Raw genomic sequence first — 19,036 nt, 5'->3', positions numbered from 1 at the left:
TAGCCGCGCCCTGCCCATCGGCAGAGGTAACAAGTAGTCTGGTGAACTACGACGTTCGATGAGGTAGGAGGCGCATCATGACCAGTTTCGCCGGCGGTTCGACCGCACCCAGGGGAGCCCTGGGGCCGGAGGCCAGGGAAGCCTCCGTCGCGGCACTCAAGGCCACGACGCAGCCAGGCAAGGAACTCGACATCCTCATCGTCGGCGGCGGAATCGTAGGTTGCGGCGCTGCCCTCGACGCGATCACACGGGGCCTCAGTGTCGGCATCGTGGAGGCCAGCGACTGGGCGGCGGGCACCTCCTCCCGCTCCTCCAAGCTCATTCACGGCGGGCTCCGGTATCTGGAGATGCTGGACTTCGGGCTCGTCAAGGAAGCGCTGCAGGAACGCGGGCTGCTCCTGTCGGAGCTGGCGCCGCACCTCGCCCGTCCGGTGCCGTTCCTCTATCCGCTGACCAGGCCGTTCCTGGAGCGGCCCTATGTCGGGGCGGGCATCGCCCTCTACGACATCATGTCCATCTCCGGAGGCCACAAACGCGGTGTACCGTTCCACAAGCACCTGACGCGGCGCGGCACCCTGCGGGCGGCGCCGAGTCTCAAGGACGACGCCTTCGTGGGCTCCATCCGCTATTACGACGGGCAGGTGGACGACGCCAGATACGTGGCCAACCTCGTCCGCACGGCCGCCCATTACGGTGCCCATGCCGTAAACCAGATGGCCGTCGTCGACTTCCTCCGCGAAGGCGAACGCGTGGTGGGTGCCAAGGTGGTCAACCATGAGGACGGCTCCAGCTTCAAAATCCGGGCCAAGCAGGTTATCAACGCCACCGGCGTCTGGACGGATGAAACCCAGGCCATGATCACCGAGCGCGGCCAGCTCAAGGTCCGCGCCTCCAAGGGCATCCACCTGGTGGTTCCGCGGGACCGGTTCCAGTCCACCGTCGGCCTCATCCTGCGCACCGAGAAGTCCGTGCTGTTCGTCATCCCTTGGGGAAGGCACTGGATCATCGGCACCACGGACACCGACTGGCACCTGGACAAGGCACACCCGGCGGCGTCCAGCAAGGACATCGACTACCTGCTCGAGCACGTCAATGCCGTCCTCAAGCGACCGCTGACACGCGAGGACGTGGAGGGCGTCTACGCGGGCCTGCGGCCACTGCTGGCGGGGGAGAACGACTCCACGGCCAAACTGTCCCGCGAGCATGTGGTGGCCCATCCCTTGCCCGGTCTCGTCGTGGTGGCCGGCGGCAAGTGGACCACCTACCGGGTCATGGCCAAGGACGCCGTGGACGAGGCCACACGGAGCATGGACGAACGCGTGCCGCCGAGCTGCACGGAGACCATCCCTCTCCTGGGCGCCAGCGGCTTCAAGGCGGCGTGGAACCGGCGCAACAGAACCGCCGAGGAAACCGGCGTCCATGTGGCGCGCGTGGAACACCTGCTCAACCGGTACGGGGCCATGACGCCGGAGGTGCTGGCACTCATCCATGACAACCCGGACCTCGCGGAGCCGTTGCCCGGAGCAGACGACTACCTGCAGGCAGAGGCGGTCTACGCGGCCAGCCATGAAGGTGCCAGGCATGTGCAGGACGTGCTGACCCGGAGAACCCGCATTTCCATTGAGTCCTGGGACCGTGGTGTTTCTGCTGCGCCGGTAGTCGCTAAACTTATGGGAGAAATTCTTGGCTGGAGCGATGCGCAGCGGGAAAGCGAAATCAAGCATTACCTTGCGCGGGTGGAAGCCGAAAGACTCAGCCAGCAGCAGCCGGACGACGAGTCGGCAGACGCTGCCCGCCTGGGTGTAGAGGACATCGTGCCGCTGCGCTGATTTCGCCATCCGCCGCGCAAGGGGCCCACGCCTCACCGAAGGGACACCACTTGGCGGAAGCACTGGACCGTTACGATGCGGAGCTCACCACACCGGACATGGTGATTCTGGAGATGGACGCGACGGACAAGCTGGATGCGTCACAGCAGCTTGCCCGCAGACTATACGACGCCGGCCGGATCTCGGACCTTGCAGGATTCCTGGAGCACGTCAACGCCCGCGAGCACCAGCTGGCCACGGGCCTTCCCGGGGGCGTGGGGCTGCCCCACGCCCGCAGTGAGTTTGTCTCGCGGACGTCCATCGCCATTGGCATTGCCAAGTACGGAAGGGCCCTCGATTTCGGCGCCGCCGACGGTCCCGCCGACGTGGTGCTGCTCATCGCCACGCCCGCGAGCTCGTTCTCTGACCATCTGGAAGTGCTGGCCACACTCGCCAGGTCCCTCTCCAAGGAATCCTTCCGGGACTCGCTGCGCAGGGCCTACGACGCAGAAGTGATCGCGGAGCTGATCAACTCGAGCCTGGTCTTCTTCGACCACTGAAGATTGGGCAGGCCCCACCAGCCGTTTCGTTGTTCTACACAGAGACGAAGTACGGTTAAGGGGTGTGGAAAACAGCCCTCCAGCCCCGGTGGATCGCAGGCCTGGTCTTTGCGATCGTCGTCTCCGGTGTGTTCGTGCTGCTCAGCCAGTGGCAGTTCGGCAGATCCACGCAGCCCGAGGTGCCGGTCAGCCCGACCACCGAGGAAGTCAAGGACCTCACGGGGCTGCTGCAGCCGGGGGAATTCTTCCGTGGCTCCGTCGCCGACCAGATGGTCACGGCCACGGGCAGCTATGACGCCGCCAAGCAGGTGATCATTCCGGGCCGGCTCCATAGCGGGAAGACCGGCTACTGGGTCGTGTCGGCCTTCGCCGTCGACGGCGCCCCCGCACTTAAGGGCGCGGCAGTGTCCCCGAAAACCTGGATACCGGTGGCCCGCGGTTGGGTGGCTGACCCCGCCGAAGCCGAAGACCCGCCGTCGGGCACCATCCGCCTGACCGGACGGCTCCTGCCGTCCGAGGCACCTGTTCCCGGCAAGGCCCCCGCGCCGGGACAGGCATCCGCCGTCTCCGTGGCCGAGCTCATAAACGTCTGGAACGTCAGCAGCTACCCTGCCTTCGTTTCCGCCACGGCGGAGATGTCCGGAACGTCCGACGTCGGTGCTGCCGCCGCCGCGGGGGGCCTCGAACCGCTCAACATCGGCGCCCAGCCTCCGCCGGCAAAGGTCAACTGGCTCAACCTCTTCTATTCCGTGGAATGGATCGTCTTCGCCGGTTTCGCCCTCTTCATCTGGTGGCGGCTGGTCAAGGACGACTACCAGCGCAGCCTCGAGGAGCATGAGGACCACGGCCATGCCGGACCGGCACCCACCCAACCAAACGAGACCCAACAAAAGGTACAGCCATGATTGAACCCAAGCCTGCCGTGCAGCCGTCGAGCTCAACGGGAGCAGGACCGAAGAAGCGCCGCTTCGGCGGCACGCAGGCGCAGATCCGCTCTGCCCTGAAGTTCTACAAGGTCATGGCCTACCTCACCGGTGCCATGCTGCTGCTGCTCTGCGCGGAGCTGGTGGCACGCTACGGCTTCGGCCAGTACCTGTTCGCCGGCGGAACCAACGCCGTGACCGGCCAGCCGTTTGCGTTTGGATTTGCCGACGCCGAACCCAAGGGCGTCCTCGGCGGCGTGAACTTGTCCGTGACCGTGCTGATCGTCCACGGCTGGATGTACGTGGTGTACCTCATGTCGAACTTCCGGCTGTGGACCCTCATGCGCTGGCCCTTCGTTAAGTTGATCCTGCTGGCGCTCGGCGGCGTGGTGCCGTTCCTGTCCTTCATCGTGGAGAAGAAGTTCCACGCCGAGGTGGAGGCCGAGCTCGCAGCCAACCCGGAGGCAGCCAGCCGCTACTAGGCCGGCGGGTGACGTTTCGTGCGTCACAGCGGGGCCTCTCAAGGTGCGTCGGGGCAACGGCGCAAAGTAGTCTAGGACGGTGACTACTCCCACTGCATCCCAGACTTCCCAGAAGCCGGTGCTGGTTGTTGACTACGGTGCCCAGTACGCGCAGCTGATTGCCCGCCGCGTCCGGGAAGCGAATGTGTATTCGGAAGTGGTTCCGCATACCTACACCACCGAGCAGCTCCTGGCCAAGAACCCTGCCGCCATCATCCTCTCGGGCGGACCCTCCAGTGTCTACGCCGACGGCGCTCCGAGCGTCGGCGCCGACCTCTTCGAGGCAGGCATCCCGGTCTTTGGCATCTGCTACGGCTTCCAGGCGATGGCCAATGCCCTGGGTGGCAAGGTGGACAAAACCGGCCTGCGGGAATACGGGTCCACGCAGACCACCATCCTTGGCGAAGGCCGGTCCGTGCTGGAAGGGATGCCCCAGCACCAGAACACGTGGATGAGCCACGGCGACTCCGTGCACGAAGCCCCGGAGGGCTTCGAAGTACTCGCGACGACGGCGGGCGCTGAAGTTGCGGCGTTCGCCAATGAAGAGAAGTGCCTGTACGGCGTGCAGTGGCACCCGGAGGTCAAGCACTCGGCCTACGGCCAGCAGGTCCTGGAGAACTTCCTGTTCAAGGGCGCCAAGCTGGAACCGAACTGGACCACCGGCAACATCCTTGAAGAGCAGGTCGAACGGATCCGCAAGCAGATCGGTGACGCCCGGGTCATCTGCGGCCTCTCCGGCGGCGTGGACTCGGCCGTCGCCGCCGCGCTGGTCCAGCGAGCTGTCGGGGACCAGCTGACCTGTGTCTTCGTGGACCACGGCCTGCTGCGTGAGGGCGAGGCCGAACAGGTCGAACGCGACTTCGTCGCCGCCACCGGCGTCAAGCTGTACGTGGCCAACGAGCAGGAGCGCTTCCAGGCCGCCCTTGCCGGAGTCAGCGATCCCGAGACCAAGCGCAAGATCATCGGCCGCGAATTCATCCGTGCCTTCGAAGAAGCCGAGCTGGCCATCATCGCCGAGGCCGCGGCCCACGGCGAGAAGATCAAGTTCCTGGTGCAGGGCACCCTGTACCCGGACGTCGTCGAATCCGGCGGCGGCGAGGGTGCTGCGAACATCAAGAGCCACCACAACGTGGGCGGACTGCCGGAGGACCTGCAGTTTGAGCTGGTCGAACCGCTGCGTGCCCTGTTCAAGGACGAGGTGCGCGCCGTCGGCGCCCAGCTCGGACTGCCGCAGGAAATCGTCGGCCGCCAGCCGTTCCCCGGGCCCGGTCTCGGGATCCGGATTGTCGGTGAGGTCACCAAGGAACGCCTGGACCTGCTGCGCAAGGCGGACGCCATCGCCCGCGCCGAACTGACTGCCGCCGGCCTCGACAACGACGTCTGGCAGATGCCCGTCGTGCTGCTTGCGGATGTCCGCAGCGTTGGCGTCATGGGTGACGGACGGACCTACGGCCACCCGATCGTGCTGCGCCCGGTGTCCTCCGAGGACGCCATGACGGCCGACTGGTCACGCCTCCCGTACGACCTGCTGGCCCGGATCTCCAACCGGATCACGAATGAGGTCGACGGCGTCAACCGCGTGGTGCTGGACGTCACCAGCAAGCCGCCGGGAACCATCGAGTGGGAATAGCAGTCTGAGCGGCCGGCCTCCGAAAGGAGGCCGGCCGCTCCGCTTTTGAGACCACACCGTGGGACCGTGCCATGTGGCCGCTGTCGACCCTGCGCTTGCCGCCCACGGCCGGCACTGGGTGAAATGCGCCGCAACTTAGCCCGTTCCAGTGTTGCGGTCTCTCGCGGGCGGCGGTTTCCGGCTACGCTCGAAACTATGCCCGTATGGTCCATGGCGTCACGTGCAAGCGCAGAAAAGAAGGCAGTAGTGTCAGTTGGTCAGGCCGACCTGGAAGGTTCGGAAGAGCTCAAAAAGTGGCTCTCCGGGCTCAAGCCCGTCACCGGGGCGGACACGATGCTGCGCTTCACCAAAACCCCCGAGGGTTCCATCGACCTGACGCACGCCCACCCCTCTGGCCTTGCCCAGCTCATGGCTGGACGCCGCACCAGGCTGTCCACGCTGATCCGCGACCAGCAGCAGTACGTCGTCGCCGCCCGCGCGTCCCGGAATCTTCGCTCCAAAATTTTCGAGCTGGCCAACGACCGCGGCATCGAAGCCGGATACCTGTCCGCCGGCACGGTGGTGTGGACATCCGCCGTCGGGGGCAAGCCGCAGCGCGTCTCGGCGCCGGTCATGCTGACCGCCATCTCACTGACCATCAGGCCCGGGGAAGATGACTACGAACTGCAGCTCACCGAGCAGGCCCGCATCAACCCGGCGCTCATCCGTCACCTGAAGACCATCCACGGCATCGTTTTCGACGTCAACGCCGTCACCAGGATGGCCTACAGCACGGCACGCTTCGATCCCCAGCCGGTGCTGGACAGACTCAGCACGCTCGTCAAACCCATCCACGGCGCGGAGGTGGAGCACAACCTGCTGGTGTCCACGTTCGCGGACCTTGCGGGCAACCTGGACGACCCCTGGATCAACCAGCAGAATGCCCTCGTGGCCTCCCTGGCCCGGGCGGCTGCCGGCGAGGTACAGGAGGTGCCTGAGCTGCAGCCGGGGCGCTTCCCGAGCGTGGACGAGCGGGATCCCGCCGACGAACTGCTGCTGCTCGACGCCGACGCCGACCAGCAGTACGTGATCGACGCCGTGCGGGCAGGGGACTCGCTGCTGGTCAGCAGCCCGCCGGGCACCGGCCAGACCCAGACCGCCATCAACACCATCGGCGCGCTGGTGGACGAAGGCAAAACCGTCCTCGTGGTGGGGGACCGGCGCGCCAGCCTCAACGAAGTGGCCGCGAAGTTCGAAGGCCTGGGCCTGGAATCCGTCCTGTTCCAGCTCTCGGGCAGCGCAACGCCGCAGCAGCTCAAGGGGCAGCTGGTCCGGGCCATCATGCGGAACGAGAAGTCAGCCGAGCCGCACCTGGGCAACCTGCACAGGACCCTCACGGAGCACCGCCACGCCCTGATGGACCACGTGGCGTCGCTGCACAACGTCCGTGAACGGTGGGGCTGCTCGCCCTACCAGGCGATGCAGTCCCTGGCGGAGCTGACATCCATCCAGCCCGCCCCGGCCACGACCGTGCGCCTGAAGCGCAGCGTGCTGGACAGCATCCGGGACCGCGAGGAACTCGCCGGCAGGCTGAAGCGCGCTGCGGAACTCGGCAGCTTCAGCAAGTCCTCGACGTCGAGCCCGTGGCACGGCGCCCGTCTCGTGACGCGCAAGGAGACCGAAGAAGCCCACGACCTGGCGCGTGCGGTGGAGAAAAAGCTGCCTGTGCTGCACGAACGCATGAAGGAAGTGGCGGACCACGCCGAGATCCGGCTTGGCACGAACTTCGCCGAGTGGGGCGCCCAGCTCAGGTTGCTCGTGGCCGTCCGCGAAAGCCTGGACAAGTTCACCCCGGACATCTTCGACCGGCCCGTCCATGACCTCATCTCGGCCACCGCCTCCTCGGCCTGGCGCCGGGAACACGGCATCGACATGCCCTCCATGCAGCGGTCGCGCCTGCGGCGGGTGGCCAAGGAGTACGTCCGCCCGGGTGTGCACATCTCCGACCTTCACAGCTCGCTGGTGCTGGTCCAGGAGCAGCGCGCGCTGTGGTCCGACTACGCCACGACGCAGCGGCATCCGGCGGTGCCCTCGGGCCTTGCCGAGCTCAGCATCATGTACCGCGGCCTCACCCGGGAACTCAAGCTGCTCGGGGACGCGCTGCGGCACACCGCGGCCGGCGGGGCGCTCGAAAAAACCCCCTATCCGGAACTGATGGAGCGGCTCGAGCGGCTCGTGGCCGACTCCCAGACCCTCAAGACACTGCCGGAGCGCACACTCCTCATCGAGAACATGCGCGAGCACGGCCTTGGCGAGCTGCTCGCCGACCTGTCTGAACGGGAGGTTCCTGCCGAGTCCGTCGCCGCCGAGCTCGACCTGGCCTGGTGGCAGTCAGCGCTTGAAGCGATGATCAGCGGTGATGATTACCTCGCGATGTCCGACGGCGACGCCCTGCGCCAGCTCGAAGCCGAGTACCGGCTCGCGGACAACGCCCACATCGCCAGCGGCGCCGGACGCCTGCGGTGGCAGCTTGCCGAGCGCTGGCGTGCCGGGATCGCGGAGAACCCGCGCCAGGCTGACCTTCTCCGGAGCCTCCTCAAGGACGGACGGGTCACCCTTGCGGCGCTGACAGCCCAGGCCCCCGCGCTGGTCCCCATGCTGGTGCCCGTCTGGTCGGTCAGCCCCTACCTGATGACCGGGCTCCTCCCGGCCGAGCAGAAGTTCGACGCGGTGGTGATTCTGGACGCCGAGGCGACCTCGCTCCAGGCTGTCCTGCCTGCCGTGGCCCGCGCCAAACAGGTTATTGCCTTCGGTGACGACAAGATCGCCAGCCCCCGTACGTTCACGGTGGCGGTGGAGCGGCTCGCCGCCGGCGAACCGACGCACCAGAGTGTGGAGAGCGCCTTCAGCGCCCTGTCAGAGGTCCTTCCGACGTGGCGGCTGCACTCCGTCTACCGCGCCGTGGACGAGGACCTGGTGCTGCAGCTGAGCAAGGGCTTTTACGACGGCGGTCTCCGCCGCCTGCCCGAAGGCCAGTCCGCCACGGGCCTGGACCGGGCCCTGCTGGTTGAGTACCTGCCGGACGGCACCGGACTTCCCAGCGCCGACCACGAAGGCGTGGAGTCAGTCGTGGCCGAGGTCAACCGCGTCGTTGAGCTGGTGTTCGAGCACGCCCGCCTCCGTCCGCGCACATCCCTGGCCGTCGTCACTGCCAGCCTGCGGCATGCCGCGAGGATCGGCGAGGCCATCCGCCTGCAGCTTCCCAACTATCCGGGGCTCTCTGGATTCTTCACGGCAGGCGAGGAATCATTCCGCGTGGTGGATCTGGAGCGGGCCCAGGGGCTGGTTCGTGACCACGTCATTTTCTCTCCCGGCTACGGCCGGACGCCCCATGGACGGGCACTGCACAACTTTGGTCCGCTCTCCGCCGAGGGAGGCCGCGCCAAGTTTGCCCTGGCCATGACCCGCGCACGGCAGTCCCTGCATGTTCTGACCTGCTTCAAGCCGGAGGACCTGGACAGGAACCGGCTGGCCCATGGCGCCATCGACCTATACGAGCTGCTGGACCGCGAGATCTCGGGCAACACCGACCTCGGAACGCCGGCTTCGCGGGCAGCGGCAAGTGAGCAGGCGCTGGGTGCGGATCCGCTCGTGGCTGACCTGGGAGACCGGCTCAGGGCACGTGGTGCACGCGTCTGGCACCAGTACGACGGTGTCATTGACGTCGTGGCGGCGGCCGATCCGTTGAGCACGATGGGCCAGGACGAGGCCGAGATCCCGCGGCCCGTGGCCATCGAGTCCGACGGCACCGAGCAGTACCGCCAGATGACCGTCCGCGAACGCAGCAGGCTCCGTCCACAGCTTCTGGAGCGTCTCGGCTGGCGCTATATGCCCCTGTGGACGATTGAGGTGTTCACGGATCCTTCGGCCTGCGCCGACCGGATTGGCGGCTACCTCGGACTCGAGAAGCCGGCGCCGCCCGTCCGGGCTGTGGCCTCACCGGGCTTCTTCGACGAGGATGTCACAGGCTTGGACGACGATTCCTATGGGCCAGCTCCGGAGGAGGACGGCACGTTCGACGACGGTCAGTTCGATGACGGCCAGTTCGACGACGGCCAGTTCGAAGACGGCAGCGTCGAGGATGTCCGGGACCAGGATGGGGACCAGGACGAGGACGGCGAGGACGATTACGACGCCGGCCTGCCGGACAGGAAGGAAAACGCGCAGTGAGCCCGCATGCAGCAGACCATGATGCCCGCACAGGCGACGGCCCGGCTGGCGAAAAAAGCACCCCACCGGCCAAGTCCCCAGCGTCAGGCACGACCCCAGCTCCGGTGACGCCGGGCGGTGCAGTGCCCAACAAGGCTTCGGAGGACGATCCCCGGGCCTGGGGTGACCCGGAGTCCGACAACGACCACGACGCCTGGCTCAAGGAGCAGAAGCCCCCGCACTGGGGTTAGCCGCAGCCCGGCGGCGTCACCGGCCCTTGGAGCCCACGAGGACGAAGAAGAGTTTTCCCTGGGTTGAAGCTCCCGCCAGAGCGCTTGCCTGCGCCGGCGTGGCGGCAACCACCATCAGGCCGTCGGAGTCCCCGGCGGCAAGCCATTGGCCGCCCTGCCCCTCGCGCGCCGAGGTCCAGAGCACCGGTACCGCCTTGGCCAGGACCTTGGACGGGGACTGCTGGTCGAGGCCTGGCCCGCTGGTCAGGACGACGTCGATGAGCATGCCGGGGGAGACGAGCTGGATGGATGAGGGGTCCGCCATGCGCAGGGGGACGGCGGCTGATCCCGGCGGCGACCCAATCAGCAGGCCTGGCCCCACGAGCTGGGTGTCGGATAGCAGCTGTCCCTTCCGGAGCGGTGCGGCCAGCTGCTTTCCGCTGAGTTGCGCTGCGTTGGTGAGCGTGCCGGTGGAGAGCATGTGGGGCGGGACATTAACTGCTGCCACATCGCTCCCGCCGAGAGTGGCTCCCGCCGGTATGTCCCGTGCTGCGGCCAGGGCCGGGGACGTGTGTGCCGGGGCCGGGGTCAGCTGGTGGACCGTGACACCGGCCGCCGCACACAGCAGCAGCGCTACGGCAAGGCGCCGGTTGCGGTTCAGCCAGCCCCGCAGACGGCTCGGCCTGCGGCGTTCGGGAGGTCCGGACGCCGAAGTGCCTCTGCGGGCGCGGGCGGCAGGGCGGAAGGTTCTAACGGGAGGCAGTCCGAGAGCTGGCATGCTGCCACGCTATGGAACCCCGGCCCCGGGCGGCAGTGTAAGCCGGCCCCATGTGGAAAGTGGCCCGGCAAAATGCCCGTATGTGGATAACCGCAACGTGGCGGTCAGCCGTGGGAAGGGACAGAGCGTCTAGCTGGCGGCAGCGGCCGGTGCGGCTGCAGGAGCGGCCGGCGCCGGAGAGGAGGCAGCAGGGGACGGTGACACCGTGCTGCCCTTCGTGTCCCGGGAGTCCGTCCGGTAAAAGCCAGAGCCCTTGAAGACCACGCCTACGCTGTTGAACTTCTTGCGCAGGGTTCCCTCGCATTGGGGGCAGGCTGTCAGAGTGCTGTCAGTGAATGACTGCACGATGTCAAAGGCATGGCTGCAATCCTTGCAGGCATAGGCATACGTGGGCACTGAAGATCCTCCTCTTGGACAAACGACAGGTCCCGTGCTGCGGGGGTGCCACTGCGCGGAACTCCTTGCGGGATCTCCGTGCAGAAACAACTCCATTAGCAGTCGCAGGGCCTGAGTGCCAATTCTAGCATCTTCCCGCAGATTGCATCAGGAAAGTCGGACCAGGCCCGAGGGCGTCAGTGCCGCGTCGACGGGACGGTCAAACCCCTCAACAGGAATGCTCGACGCGGGCAGGAGTTCGGAGTCGTAAATGACCGCAGCCCTGGGCGCCTGCAGGCCCGCGGCTTCGGCGTCCGCCAGGAACTTGTCGTAATACCCGCCGCCCTGTCCGATCCTGTTTCCGCTCATGTCCACGGCCGTCGCCGGCAGGAAGAGTCCTGCCACCCCCCGGATGGCCTCCAAGCCGTGGCGTTCTCCGGCCGGTTCCTTGATGGGCGCGTACCGGCTCCGGACAAACTCGCTGTCCGGATTCCACAACACCCAGCTCAGCCCGCGGTCCGGCTCGCATACCGGCAGCAGTACTTTGTGGCCCGCTTCGTGAAGCGCCGCTATCAGCGCGAGGGTGGGCGGCTCGTGGGCCACGCCCAGATACGCGGTAAACGTCGCCGGCCTGCCGTCCGCGATGGTGGCAGCCCAGGACAGGCCGTGGCGGGCTATCCCTGAGGCGGCTGCGGACAGGGCCTCAGGCTGCAGGCCCAGACGGATTGTCCGGTGCCGGGAACGGATCTCATCCTTCGATTGCCGGGTCGTTTGCGACATGGTGTGCCATCCTTTGCTGCACGGAATCCCGGCCAAGCCACTGCCGGAAGCATTTACTGTATGAATGTTCCCTCCGTTACATTAGTCGAGTGACTTCCACTAATCCTTCAGTCCGCAAGGCCGTCATCCCCGCAGCGGGACTCGGCACCAGGTTCCTGCCTGCCACCAAGGCCATGCCCAAGGAAATGCTCCCGGTGGTGGACAAGCCGGCCATCCAGTACGTAGTCGAAGAAGCTGTACAGGTAGGCCTGAGCGATGTCCTGATGATCACCGGGCGAAACAAGCGTGCCCTCGAGGACCATTTCGACCGGGTTCCTGCGCTGGAAGCAACGCTGGAAGCCAAGGGCGACACCGCCAAGCTCGAGTCCATCCAGGCTGCCAGCAATCTGGGCGACATCCATTACGTCCGCCAGGGCGACCCCAAGGGCCTGGGCCACGCAGTGCTGCGCGCGCGCCAGCACGTCGGCCACGAACCTTTCGCCGTGCTGCTCGGCGACGACCTGATCGATGCCCGCGACGAACTCCTGAGCACCATGATCGAGGTCCAGGCAAAGACCGGCGGCTCTGTTGTGGCCCTCATCGAGGTGGAACCCTCCCAGATCAGCGCCTATGGCTGCGCCGACATCTCGGAGATCGACGGCGAAGGCTTCGTCAGGATCAACAAACTTGTGGAAAAGCCGGATGTCGCGGATGCCCCCTCCAACCTGGCCGTCATCGGGCGCTACGTCCTCCACCCCGCCGTCTTCGATGTGCTGGAACGGACGGAACCGGGCCGCGGCGGCGAAATCCAGCTGACGGATGCCCTGCAGGAACTGGCCAGCAGGGACGGTGAAGGCGGCGGTGTGTTCGGCGTCGTCTTCCGCGGCCGGCGTTACGATACGGGGGACAAGCTCAGCTACCTCAAGGCGTGCGTCCAGCTGGCCGTTGACAGCGATGACCTGGGACCTGGCCTTCGCGAGTGGCTGCCGAAGTTCGCTGCCGGCCTCACCCACTAATTCCCCATGAGGGTCAGCCATATCTGGCCGGTCACACTGGAGTGTGGTGACATCGTCCTGCGTCCCATCAGGTACCGGGACCGTAAGGAATGGACTGCGGTCCGTTCGCGCAACAGCGACTGGCTGGCCCCGTGGGAGGCTTCCAATCCGGCCCCCGGCGGAGCCCTTCCCGACTACCGGCAAATGGTGCGGTCGCTGAACACCCAGGCAGCCCAGGGCACAGCCCTCCCTTTCCTCATTACTGCATGGACACCGGGATTCCGGGATCCTGTCATCGTGGGCCAGTTAACGGTGTCCTCCATTATCTGGGGCTCTGCCATGATGGCCACTCTGGGCTACTGGGTGGATGAGGCGCGGGCAGGCCAGGGCATCGCGCCGACGGCCGTCGCCATGGCCACCGACCATTGCTTTCAGACCTTGGGCCTGCACCGGATGGAAATCAACATCCGCCCGGAAAACCGACCCAGCCTGCGGGTCGTGGAAAAGCTCGGCTTCCGCGACGAGGGCTACCGGCCCCGGTTCCTGCACATCAATGGGAAATGGGCGGACCACCGGTCTTTTGCCCTGACGGCTGAGGAAGTTCCGGAAGGACTTCTCAACAGGTGGCTGCGTTCGAGGCCGGCCTGAGCGGCGCCCGCCGTGGACTTATCGGCCTTAAGTCCAATGATTTGAGAGGCGCGGAGCGACACACCGAGACGAATGCCACAACCGGTCGCCGATTGCTCATACGGTTTTGTGTGTGGACTTCCCTCTCAGCAGCTCAGTCATCCTTGTGGTCGCTGTCGCGCTCTGGATTGTTTGGGTTGCGCCGTACCTGCTCCGAAGCGGCCGCCACCAGTTTCAGGCGGCCGGCGATCTGATGATGGAGAGCGTTGACCACGAAACTGCAAACCCGCAAGCCGGAACGGTCCTTCACATGACCGTCCAGCAGGAGAATCCCATGGACACCAGGAAGAGCAGCGCATCCGGAGCACGCTCCACGCCCGCCGGCACGTCCACCCCGAAGGACGGAGGCGCCTTCCGCATCCGCTATGGGCGTGTTGCCATCGCACTGGCAGGACTCCTGTCCTTCGCCACTGCCCTGATATCCGGAGTGCTGGCGGTCTTTGGAGTGGGAACCGGCTGGCTTCCGTCTCTGGCATTTCTGGCGGGTGCCGCCGCCGTCGTTGTTCTCCGCAGGCTCGCCGTGCGTGACCGCCGCAGGAAGGTAAATGCTGCCTTCTCAGCGGCCATGGATGCGTCTGCGAATCGTCCGCGCCCCGCCGCCCACCCTGCCGTTCCACAGACCGCTGACGAAACGGCCACACTTCGCGAAAGCACCCTTTTCGACGCCGAAGCCGCAGCCCCCCAGCCCAAGCCGCTGACCGCCGTCGAACTGCGTGAGGCCGCCCTGGCGGTGGCTCTCGCGGCGGGTGACAGGAGCGGCCCGGCCTCGGCGCAGGATGCTGCCGCCCCGGCAAAAGACGAGTCCGACAGCTGGGAGCCGGTCCAGGTCCCCAAGCCCACCTATGTCGAGGCCGCCAAGGCGGAACGCCCTGCCCCCGAACCGCTCGACCTCCCGGAGGCCCCCAAAGCCGCCGGCAAGCCGTCGCTCAAACAGGGCACTGCGGCCGCGCCGGCTGTCGCTTCGCCGAACGCCGGGCGCCCGCAGGGCAAGGCGCAGAGCGCGCTTAGCAACCTCGACGACGTCCTGCAGCGCCGCCGGGCGTAGCCTCTTTTGACGGCCGAGTGTAGCTGGGAAGCATGAGCCGCATCTGCGTTGCCGGAGGTACAGGCCAGATTGGCCGGGAAGTTGTGCGCCAGGCCCTGAGCCAAGGGCATGCAGTTGCGGTTCTCAGCCGGAACCCGCCGAAGGACGGTGCTCACGGGCAGCATGACGGCGCCACCTACTTCCGGGGGGACGCCACTACTGGCGAAGGCCTGCCGGAAGCGCTGGCGGGGGCCGACGTCGTCATTGACTGCCTGGAGGGGCAATCCGGCAAGGCGCTCAGGCAGTTTGCCGCCGGCGGCGCGATTCTGCTCGGTGCAGCCCTGGAGGCCGGAGTGCCGAAGGCGGTCCTGCTGTCCATCGTGAACTGCGACCAAAGCACCTATGGCTACTACCGGTCGAAAGCAGACAAGGAACGGGTGTACGCACGCTCGGAGCTGGAGACCGTGATCGTGCGTGCCACACAGTTCCACAGCCTCCTGGCCCGGATCTTCGCCGCGGGGGCGCGCGTAGGGCTCCTTCCGGCGATCCGTGGGGCACGGTTCCAAACGATCGCACCTGACGAGGTTGCTGCCGCTTTGCTTGAAGCGGCACTGAGGGCGCCGCCAGGGGAGCACCACCGGCTCTGGACGATCGGCGGCCCCGACGTCACGGATATGGCGGCCATGGCGCGTACGTGGAAGCAGGCAACAGGTTCGAAGGGACTGATAGTCACGCTGCCGCTGCCTGGCCCGATGGGAAAGTTCCTGCGCGCGGGCAGCAACCTGGCCCCCGGAGAGCCCTACGGCAGGATGACATTCGGGGCCTGGTTGGCAAACCGGCCGGAAAATTTGTAGCCTAGGGAAACCGGCGTTGCGGTTCCTCCCTGAGGGCAGCGTCCCCGGGGTTATAGCTCAGTTGGTAGAGCGCTTCGTTCGCATCGAAGAGGTCAGGGGTTCGAATCCCCTTAGCTCCACTGTGTGGTGAGTCGAGACGTCCTTCACGGATGGGTCGAGTCATCGTGGACACCCCGGTCTTCGGACCGGGGTGTTTTCTTTGTGCAGATCCTGGACTTTGATAGTCGTCGCCCGCCCGGACGGCTTGGATGTAGGCCATGACTTGGCCGTGTTCTTCGAGGCGGGCTTTGGTTTTTGCGTTGTCGCTAAGCAAGCGTGTACTGTCGGTCACTTCACCGGGCGCCAGCGGTTGTAAGGTTCTTGGCTGCCCAATCGGTCGAGCGCGGCAGCAGTCGCGCGGACGGCGGGACCGCCGTCGACGTCCCTGCCGCCGTCGCCGCCTCCTCGGAGCGAGGGGCCATCATCGTGGTTTGAGAAGGTACCTGAAGCCGGACTGCGCCGAAAGCCGGGCGGTGGACGTCGCTTGGGAGGGGCGACTGCAGAAGGGTTCACGGCATGGAGAACATGAACGAGTACGAGCCCCGTCCTTCTGGACGGGGCTCGTACTCGTTTCTGTGTTGGTCGTGACGTTGGCGAGCCGAGGACACATCCTCGTGCGCGCCGGCCGCCACTAACCGATCGGTGTAGGCGGTCGTTCCCCGCCGAGCACAGCGAGTGCGTTGTCGGCGGCGAGCACGGCCATGGCGGTGCGCGTCTCGACGGTTGCCGAGCCCAGGTGCGGCACGAGTGTCACATTCTCCAGATCCAGCAACTCAGGATGGACCTGGGGTTCGTGCTCGAAGACGTCCAGCCCGGCACCCGCGATGACGCCGTCGCGCAGCGCAGCGGCGAGCGCCGCTTCGTCGACGATCGGTCCGCGTGCGGTGTTGACGAGGTATGTCGAGCTCTTCATCGCTGCGAGCTGCTCCTCGCCTATCAGATGGTGCGTGGCTGCTCCGTAAGGGCAGTGCAGTGAAACGACGTCAGAAACAGTCAGCAACTCGTCGAGATCGACCCGTCGGGCGCCCAGTTCCGCTGCGATCGCGGGGTCGATCTCACTGCGTGACTGGTAGACGATGTCCATGCCGAAGGCCTTTGCGCGCCGGGCCGTTGCCTGGCCGATGCCGCCCATGCCGACGACGCCGAGGGTCTTGCCCTGCAGGCTGCTGCCGAGCAGGAAGAACATGCCCCACTTCCACGCCTGGCCGGCGCGGATGAGCCGTTCGCCCTCACCGAGCCGGCGAGTTGCCATGAGGATGAGCCCGAACGCGATGTCAGCGGTCGCCTCGGTCAGGACGCCGGGCGTGTTGGTGGCCACGATGCCCCGTTCGGTGCAGGCCGGCACGTCAATGTTGTCATAGCCGACGGCGACGTTCGCCACGACTTTGAGCTGCGGGCCGGCGGCGTCGAGCAGCTCGGCGTCGATGCGCTCGGTGAGCAGGCTCACGACGGCATCGGCGCCGGCTACCCGGCGCAGGAGCTCCTCGCGGCCAATCGACTCCGGACCCTGCCAGGCATCGACCTCGTGCTCGGCGCGGAGCTTCTCGATTGCGGCATCGGGGATACGCCCCGTGACGACGACCCGGCTCATGCCGTCTCGATCCACTCGCGCAGGCGGCCGAGGCCGTCGAGGATGTCTGGCACCTCGATGCCCGAGTAGGCGAGCCGGATGTACTGCCGTTCCTCGCCGGGCAGGCGGCGGCCGAAGTGCTCGCGCGTGCAGAAGGAAACGCCGGTCTTGTACAGGGCATCAGAGGCGAAGTCACCGACTGCCGTATAACCCATACGCTCCATGGCCTCGGTGACGTCGGGGAACAGGTAGAAGGTCGACTGCGGGACGGCGACGTGCATGCCGGGGATGGAATTCACGATCTCGCATGCGGTGTCCCGACGCTTCTGCAGGACGTCAAGCATCTGCTGCACAGAATCCTGGGGGCCGCGGAGCGCTTCGACGCCGGCCCACTGCACGTAGTGCGTCGTGCAGGACTCGTCATTGGTGTTGAGCGTGCTGAGCACCTGGGCGATCTCGCGCGGGGCGACGGCGCAGCCGAGGCGGGAGCCTGTCATGGCGAACTTCTTGCTGAACGTGTAGAGGATGACGGTACGCTCGGCCATGCCGGGAATCGATGTGATCGAGCTCGAGACTCCCTCATAGCGAGTCTCGAAGTACGCCTCGTCGGAGAGTACCCAGAGGTCGTGCTCTATCGCGAGCTGTGCGATGGCCTCGCGTTCGGCTGCAGTCGACTCGGCTGAAATGGGGTTCTGCAGGTCGTTGTAGATGATTGCGACCGTGTTCGGGGTGATCGATGCGCGGATCTGCTCGAGGTCGATCGCGAAGCCCGTGCTCGTGGGCACGTAGCGGTACGGCACGGCCGTGCCGCCGAGGTACTCGATCTGCGACTCGTAGATCGGGAAGCCGGGGTTGGGGTAGAGCACTTCCTGGCCGGGGTTCATGACCGCCTGCAGGAACTTGGTGATGACGGGCTTGCCGCCGGTCATCACGACCACGTTGTCGGGGGAGAACTGTATACCGCGGCGCGAGCCGATGTCGTCGGCGAGTGCTTCACGAAGCTGCGGAATGCCGGGGCCGGGGCAGTAGCCCGTGTAGCCGTCAGCGATGGCCCGGTTCATCGCTTCCACGATGTTCGGGGCCGTGGGGATGTTGATGTCGCCCAGGTGGAAGGGGTACACCAGGTTTCCCTTGGCCTTCCAGGCGGCCGCGGCTTGCGCGACGCTGAAGGCGGTTTCGGTGCCCAGCCGTTCGAGCCGGTGCGCGAGTTGCTGCATGCTGTTCCACTCCTCATCGAGTTTACGATCGGTTCTCTGCAGATCAGGTCCCAGTATAGGACTAATATATCAACTCGGGCAATCTAATATGCCTACCAATTCTCAAGGAAGCACACGGTTCTTGCTTCACCCTTGTCCTGACTTGGTTCCCTGTATCTGCGTTGGTCTGAACAGGATTTAGTGAAAAATGCGTGAACCGGCGTTATCCTGAGTTCGCACCGAAGAAGGCAAGGGTTCGAAGCCCCTTTCAACTTCTTCCATTAAGACGTGGCGGGCCGGAAACGGCAGAGAACAACCTGAATCAGTGCGCTGGCCGTGTTGGGCGCATGGCTCTCCAGGGCAATACCAATGATTCAGGTGGCCCGCCCTCTTGCCTGCTTCGGGCGGGACCTTGCCATCACGACCTCAGGTGAGAGTTCTGATGATGAGCAGGGCCCCTGTCAGGCTGAAGGCCGTCCCGGCAAGTACGGCGAACCGAAGGTGCTCGCCGGCCGTCCCCTGGCCATTCCCAATCCGCAGTTGTCGTGGGTGGCGGGAGATGACCGCACTGACGGCGAAGCACGTTACCGCGAGAACGACGCAGGTGGACGCAGCGAAGTGAATGCCAGGTTCCATGCGGGTCTCCCTTCACGTCCCCTGCCAGTCTTGCCGTAGGGAACCGAAAGCGCCAGACATCAAAGCCGGCTTATGGATTCTCCGCTGGGCCGTCCTCCGTATTGCGCTTCCTGGCCCTGCGCACAGTCCAGGTGACCAGGAGTGTGGCCGCAACGACGACGGCCGCTGCCATAACTACCGTCGACAACAGCACCATAACGTGCCAGCCCTCAAGCCTCATCGGTCCCCATTCCGGTCAGGTGCTTTGTCGAGACTTTACAGGC

17 protein-coding genes and 1 tRNA gene are annotated in these 19,036 nt (G+C 66.0%); 12 read left to right on the top strand and 6 right to left on the bottom strand.

Features of this window, described 5'->3' with window-relative positions:
* Positions 1 to 77 precede the first annotated feature (77 nt).
* The 7 genes from ACIP90_RS09555 (at position 78) to ACIP90_RS09525 (ending at position 9,881) form a co-directional block, all read left to right on the top strand.
* Positions 78 to 1,829, top strand: a complete 1,752-nt coding sequence (locus ACIP90_RS09555) for a glycerol-3-phosphate dehydrogenase/oxidase (protein WP_400578873.1) — start codon at positions 78 to 80, stop codon at positions 1,827 to 1,829.
* A gap of 50 nt (positions 1,830 to 1,879) precedes the next feature.
* Positions 1,880 to 2,368, top strand: coding sequence for a PTS sugar transporter subunit IIA (locus ACIP90_RS09550; RefSeq protein WP_400578872.1), 489 nt, complete (start codon positions 1,880 to 1,882; stop codon positions 2,366 to 2,368).
* A gap of 62 nt (positions 2,369 to 2,430) precedes the next feature.
* Complete coding sequence (locus ACIP90_RS09545; protein WP_400578869.1) at positions 2,431 to 3,273, top strand: SURF1 family protein; 843 nt, start codon at positions 2,431 to 2,433, stop codon at positions 3,271 to 3,273.
* The gene (locus tag ACIP90_RS09540; protein ID WP_400578867.1) at positions 3,270 to 3,773 is read left to right on the top strand and encodes a DUF3817 domain-containing protein; all 504 of its coding nucleotides are present in this window, start codon (positions 3,270 to 3,272) and stop codon (positions 3,771 to 3,773) included. Before ACIP90_RS09545 ends, ACIP90_RS09540 begins: the two co-directional genes overlap by 4 nt.
* Before the next feature lie 79 nt (positions 3,774 to 3,852).
* Positions 3,853 to 5,442, top strand: coding sequence for a glutamine-hydrolyzing GMP synthase (guaA, locus tag ACIP90_RS09535; protein WP_400578865.1), 1,590 nt, complete (start codon positions 3,853 to 3,855; stop codon positions 5,440 to 5,442).
* 195 nt (positions 5,443 to 5,637) lie between these two features.
* Positions 5,638 to 9,651 carry an AAA family ATPase gene (locus ACIP90_RS09530; RefSeq protein ID WP_400578864.1) on the top strand — a complete coding sequence of 1,338 codons (4,014 nt, stop codon included), beginning with the start codon at positions 5,638 to 5,640 and terminating at the stop codon, positions 9,649 to 9,651.
* Positions 9,648 to 9,881 (top strand): hypothetical protein, encoded by a 234-nt coding sequence (locus tag ACIP90_RS09525; RefSeq protein WP_400578937.1) that lies wholly within the window; start codon positions 9,648 to 9,650, stop codon positions 9,879 to 9,881. The genes ACIP90_RS09530 and ACIP90_RS09525 overlap by 4 nt, the downstream gene beginning before the upstream one ends.
* A gap of 16 nt (positions 9,882 to 9,897) precedes the next feature.
* Here ACIP90_RS09525 and ACIP90_RS09520 read toward each other — a convergent pair whose 3' ends face one another.
* The 3 genes from ACIP90_RS09520 to ACIP90_RS09510 all read right to left on the bottom strand — a co-directional run bounded on the left by ACIP90_RS09520 (position 9,898) and on the right by ACIP90_RS09510 (position 11,793).
* Positions 9,898 to 10,638 carry an RcpC/CpaB family pilus assembly protein gene (locus ACIP90_RS09520; RefSeq protein ID WP_400578862.1) on the bottom strand — a complete coding sequence of 247 codons (741 nt, stop codon included), beginning with the start codon at positions 10,636 to 10,638 and terminating at the stop codon, positions 9,898 to 9,900.
* A 129-nt stretch (positions 10,639 to 10,767) separates the two neighbouring features.
* Entirely contained in the window at positions 10,768 to 11,034 is a 267-nt protein-coding gene (locus tag ACIP90_RS09515; RefSeq protein ID WP_400578861.1) for an FmdB family zinc ribbon protein, read from the bottom strand.
* 147 nt (positions 11,035 to 11,181) lie between these two features.
* A complete protein-coding gene (locus tag ACIP90_RS09510) occupies positions 11,182 to 11,793 on the bottom strand; it encodes a 5-formyltetrahydrofolate cyclo-ligase (protein ID WP_400578860.1) in 612 nt (203 codons plus the stop codon).
* An 89-nt stretch (positions 11,794 to 11,882) separates the two neighbouring features.
* On the opposite strand from ACIP90_RS09510, the gene galU reads away from it, so the two are divergent.
* The 5 genes from galU (at position 11,883) to ACIP90_RS09485 (ending at position 15,451) form a co-directional block, all read left to right on the top strand.
* The gene (gene galU, locus ACIP90_RS09505) at positions 11,883 to 12,788 is read left to right on the top strand and encodes a UTP--glucose-1-phosphate uridylyltransferase GalU (protein WP_400578858.1); all 906 of its coding nucleotides are present in this window, start codon (positions 11,883 to 11,885) and stop codon (positions 12,786 to 12,788) included.
* Positions 12,789 to 12,794: 6 nt separating this feature from the next.
* The gene (locus ACIP90_RS09500) at positions 12,795 to 13,415 is read left to right on the top strand and encodes a GNAT family N-acetyltransferase (RefSeq protein ID WP_400578857.1); all 621 of its coding nucleotides are present in this window, start codon (positions 12,795 to 12,797) and stop codon (positions 13,413 to 13,415) included.
* A 112-nt stretch (positions 13,416 to 13,527) separates the two neighbouring features.
* Positions 13,528 to 14,499: a hypothetical protein gene (locus tag ACIP90_RS09495; RefSeq protein ID WP_400578856.1), complete on the top strand. Its 972-nt coding sequence runs from the start codon at positions 13,528 to 13,530 to the stop codon at positions 14,497 to 14,499.
* Positions 14,500 to 14,531: 32 nt separating this feature from the next.
* The gene (locus ACIP90_RS09490; RefSeq protein WP_400578854.1) at positions 14,532 to 15,332 is read left to right on the top strand and encodes an SDR family oxidoreductase; all 801 of its coding nucleotides are present in this window, start codon (positions 14,532 to 14,534) and stop codon (positions 15,330 to 15,332) included.
* Between the two features lie 46 nt (positions 15,333 to 15,378).
* Positions 15,379 to 15,451: transfer RNA gene (locus ACIP90_RS09485), tRNA-Ala, on the top strand.
* Positions 15,452 to 16,002: 551 nt separating this feature from the next.
* Here the strand turns inward: ACIP90_RS09485 and ACIP90_RS09480 are convergent.
* The 3 genes from ACIP90_RS09480 to ACIP90_RS09470 all read right to left on the bottom strand — a co-directional run bounded on the left by ACIP90_RS09480 (position 16,003) and on the right by ACIP90_RS09470 (position 18,773).
* Positions 16,003 to 16,962, bottom strand: a complete 960-nt coding sequence (locus tag ACIP90_RS09480; protein ID WP_400578852.1) for a 2-hydroxyacid dehydrogenase — start codon at positions 16,960 to 16,962, stop codon at positions 16,003 to 16,005.
* The gene (locus ACIP90_RS09475; protein ID WP_400578850.1) at positions 16,959 to 18,158 is read right to left on the bottom strand and encodes a pyridoxal phosphate-dependent aminotransferase; all 1,200 of its coding nucleotides are present in this window, start codon (positions 18,156 to 18,158) and stop codon (positions 16,959 to 16,961) included. Before ACIP90_RS09475 ends, ACIP90_RS09480 begins: the two co-directional genes overlap by 4 nt.
* Positions 18,159 to 18,563: 405 nt before the next feature.
* Positions 18,564 to 18,773 (bottom strand): hypothetical protein, encoded by a 210-nt coding sequence (locus ACIP90_RS09470; RefSeq protein WP_400578849.1) that lies wholly within the window; start codon positions 18,771 to 18,773, stop codon positions 18,564 to 18,566.
* Positions 18,774 to 19,036 lie beyond the last annotated feature (263 nt).

It is taken from the genome of Arthrobacter sp. NPDC093139 (assembly GCF_044754165.1).
In the GTDB taxonomy this organism is placed as follows: domain Bacteria; phylum Actinomycetota; class Actinomycetes; order Actinomycetales; family Micrococcaceae; genus Arthrobacter.
This window is presented reverse-complemented; position numbering and strand designations above follow the sequence as displayed.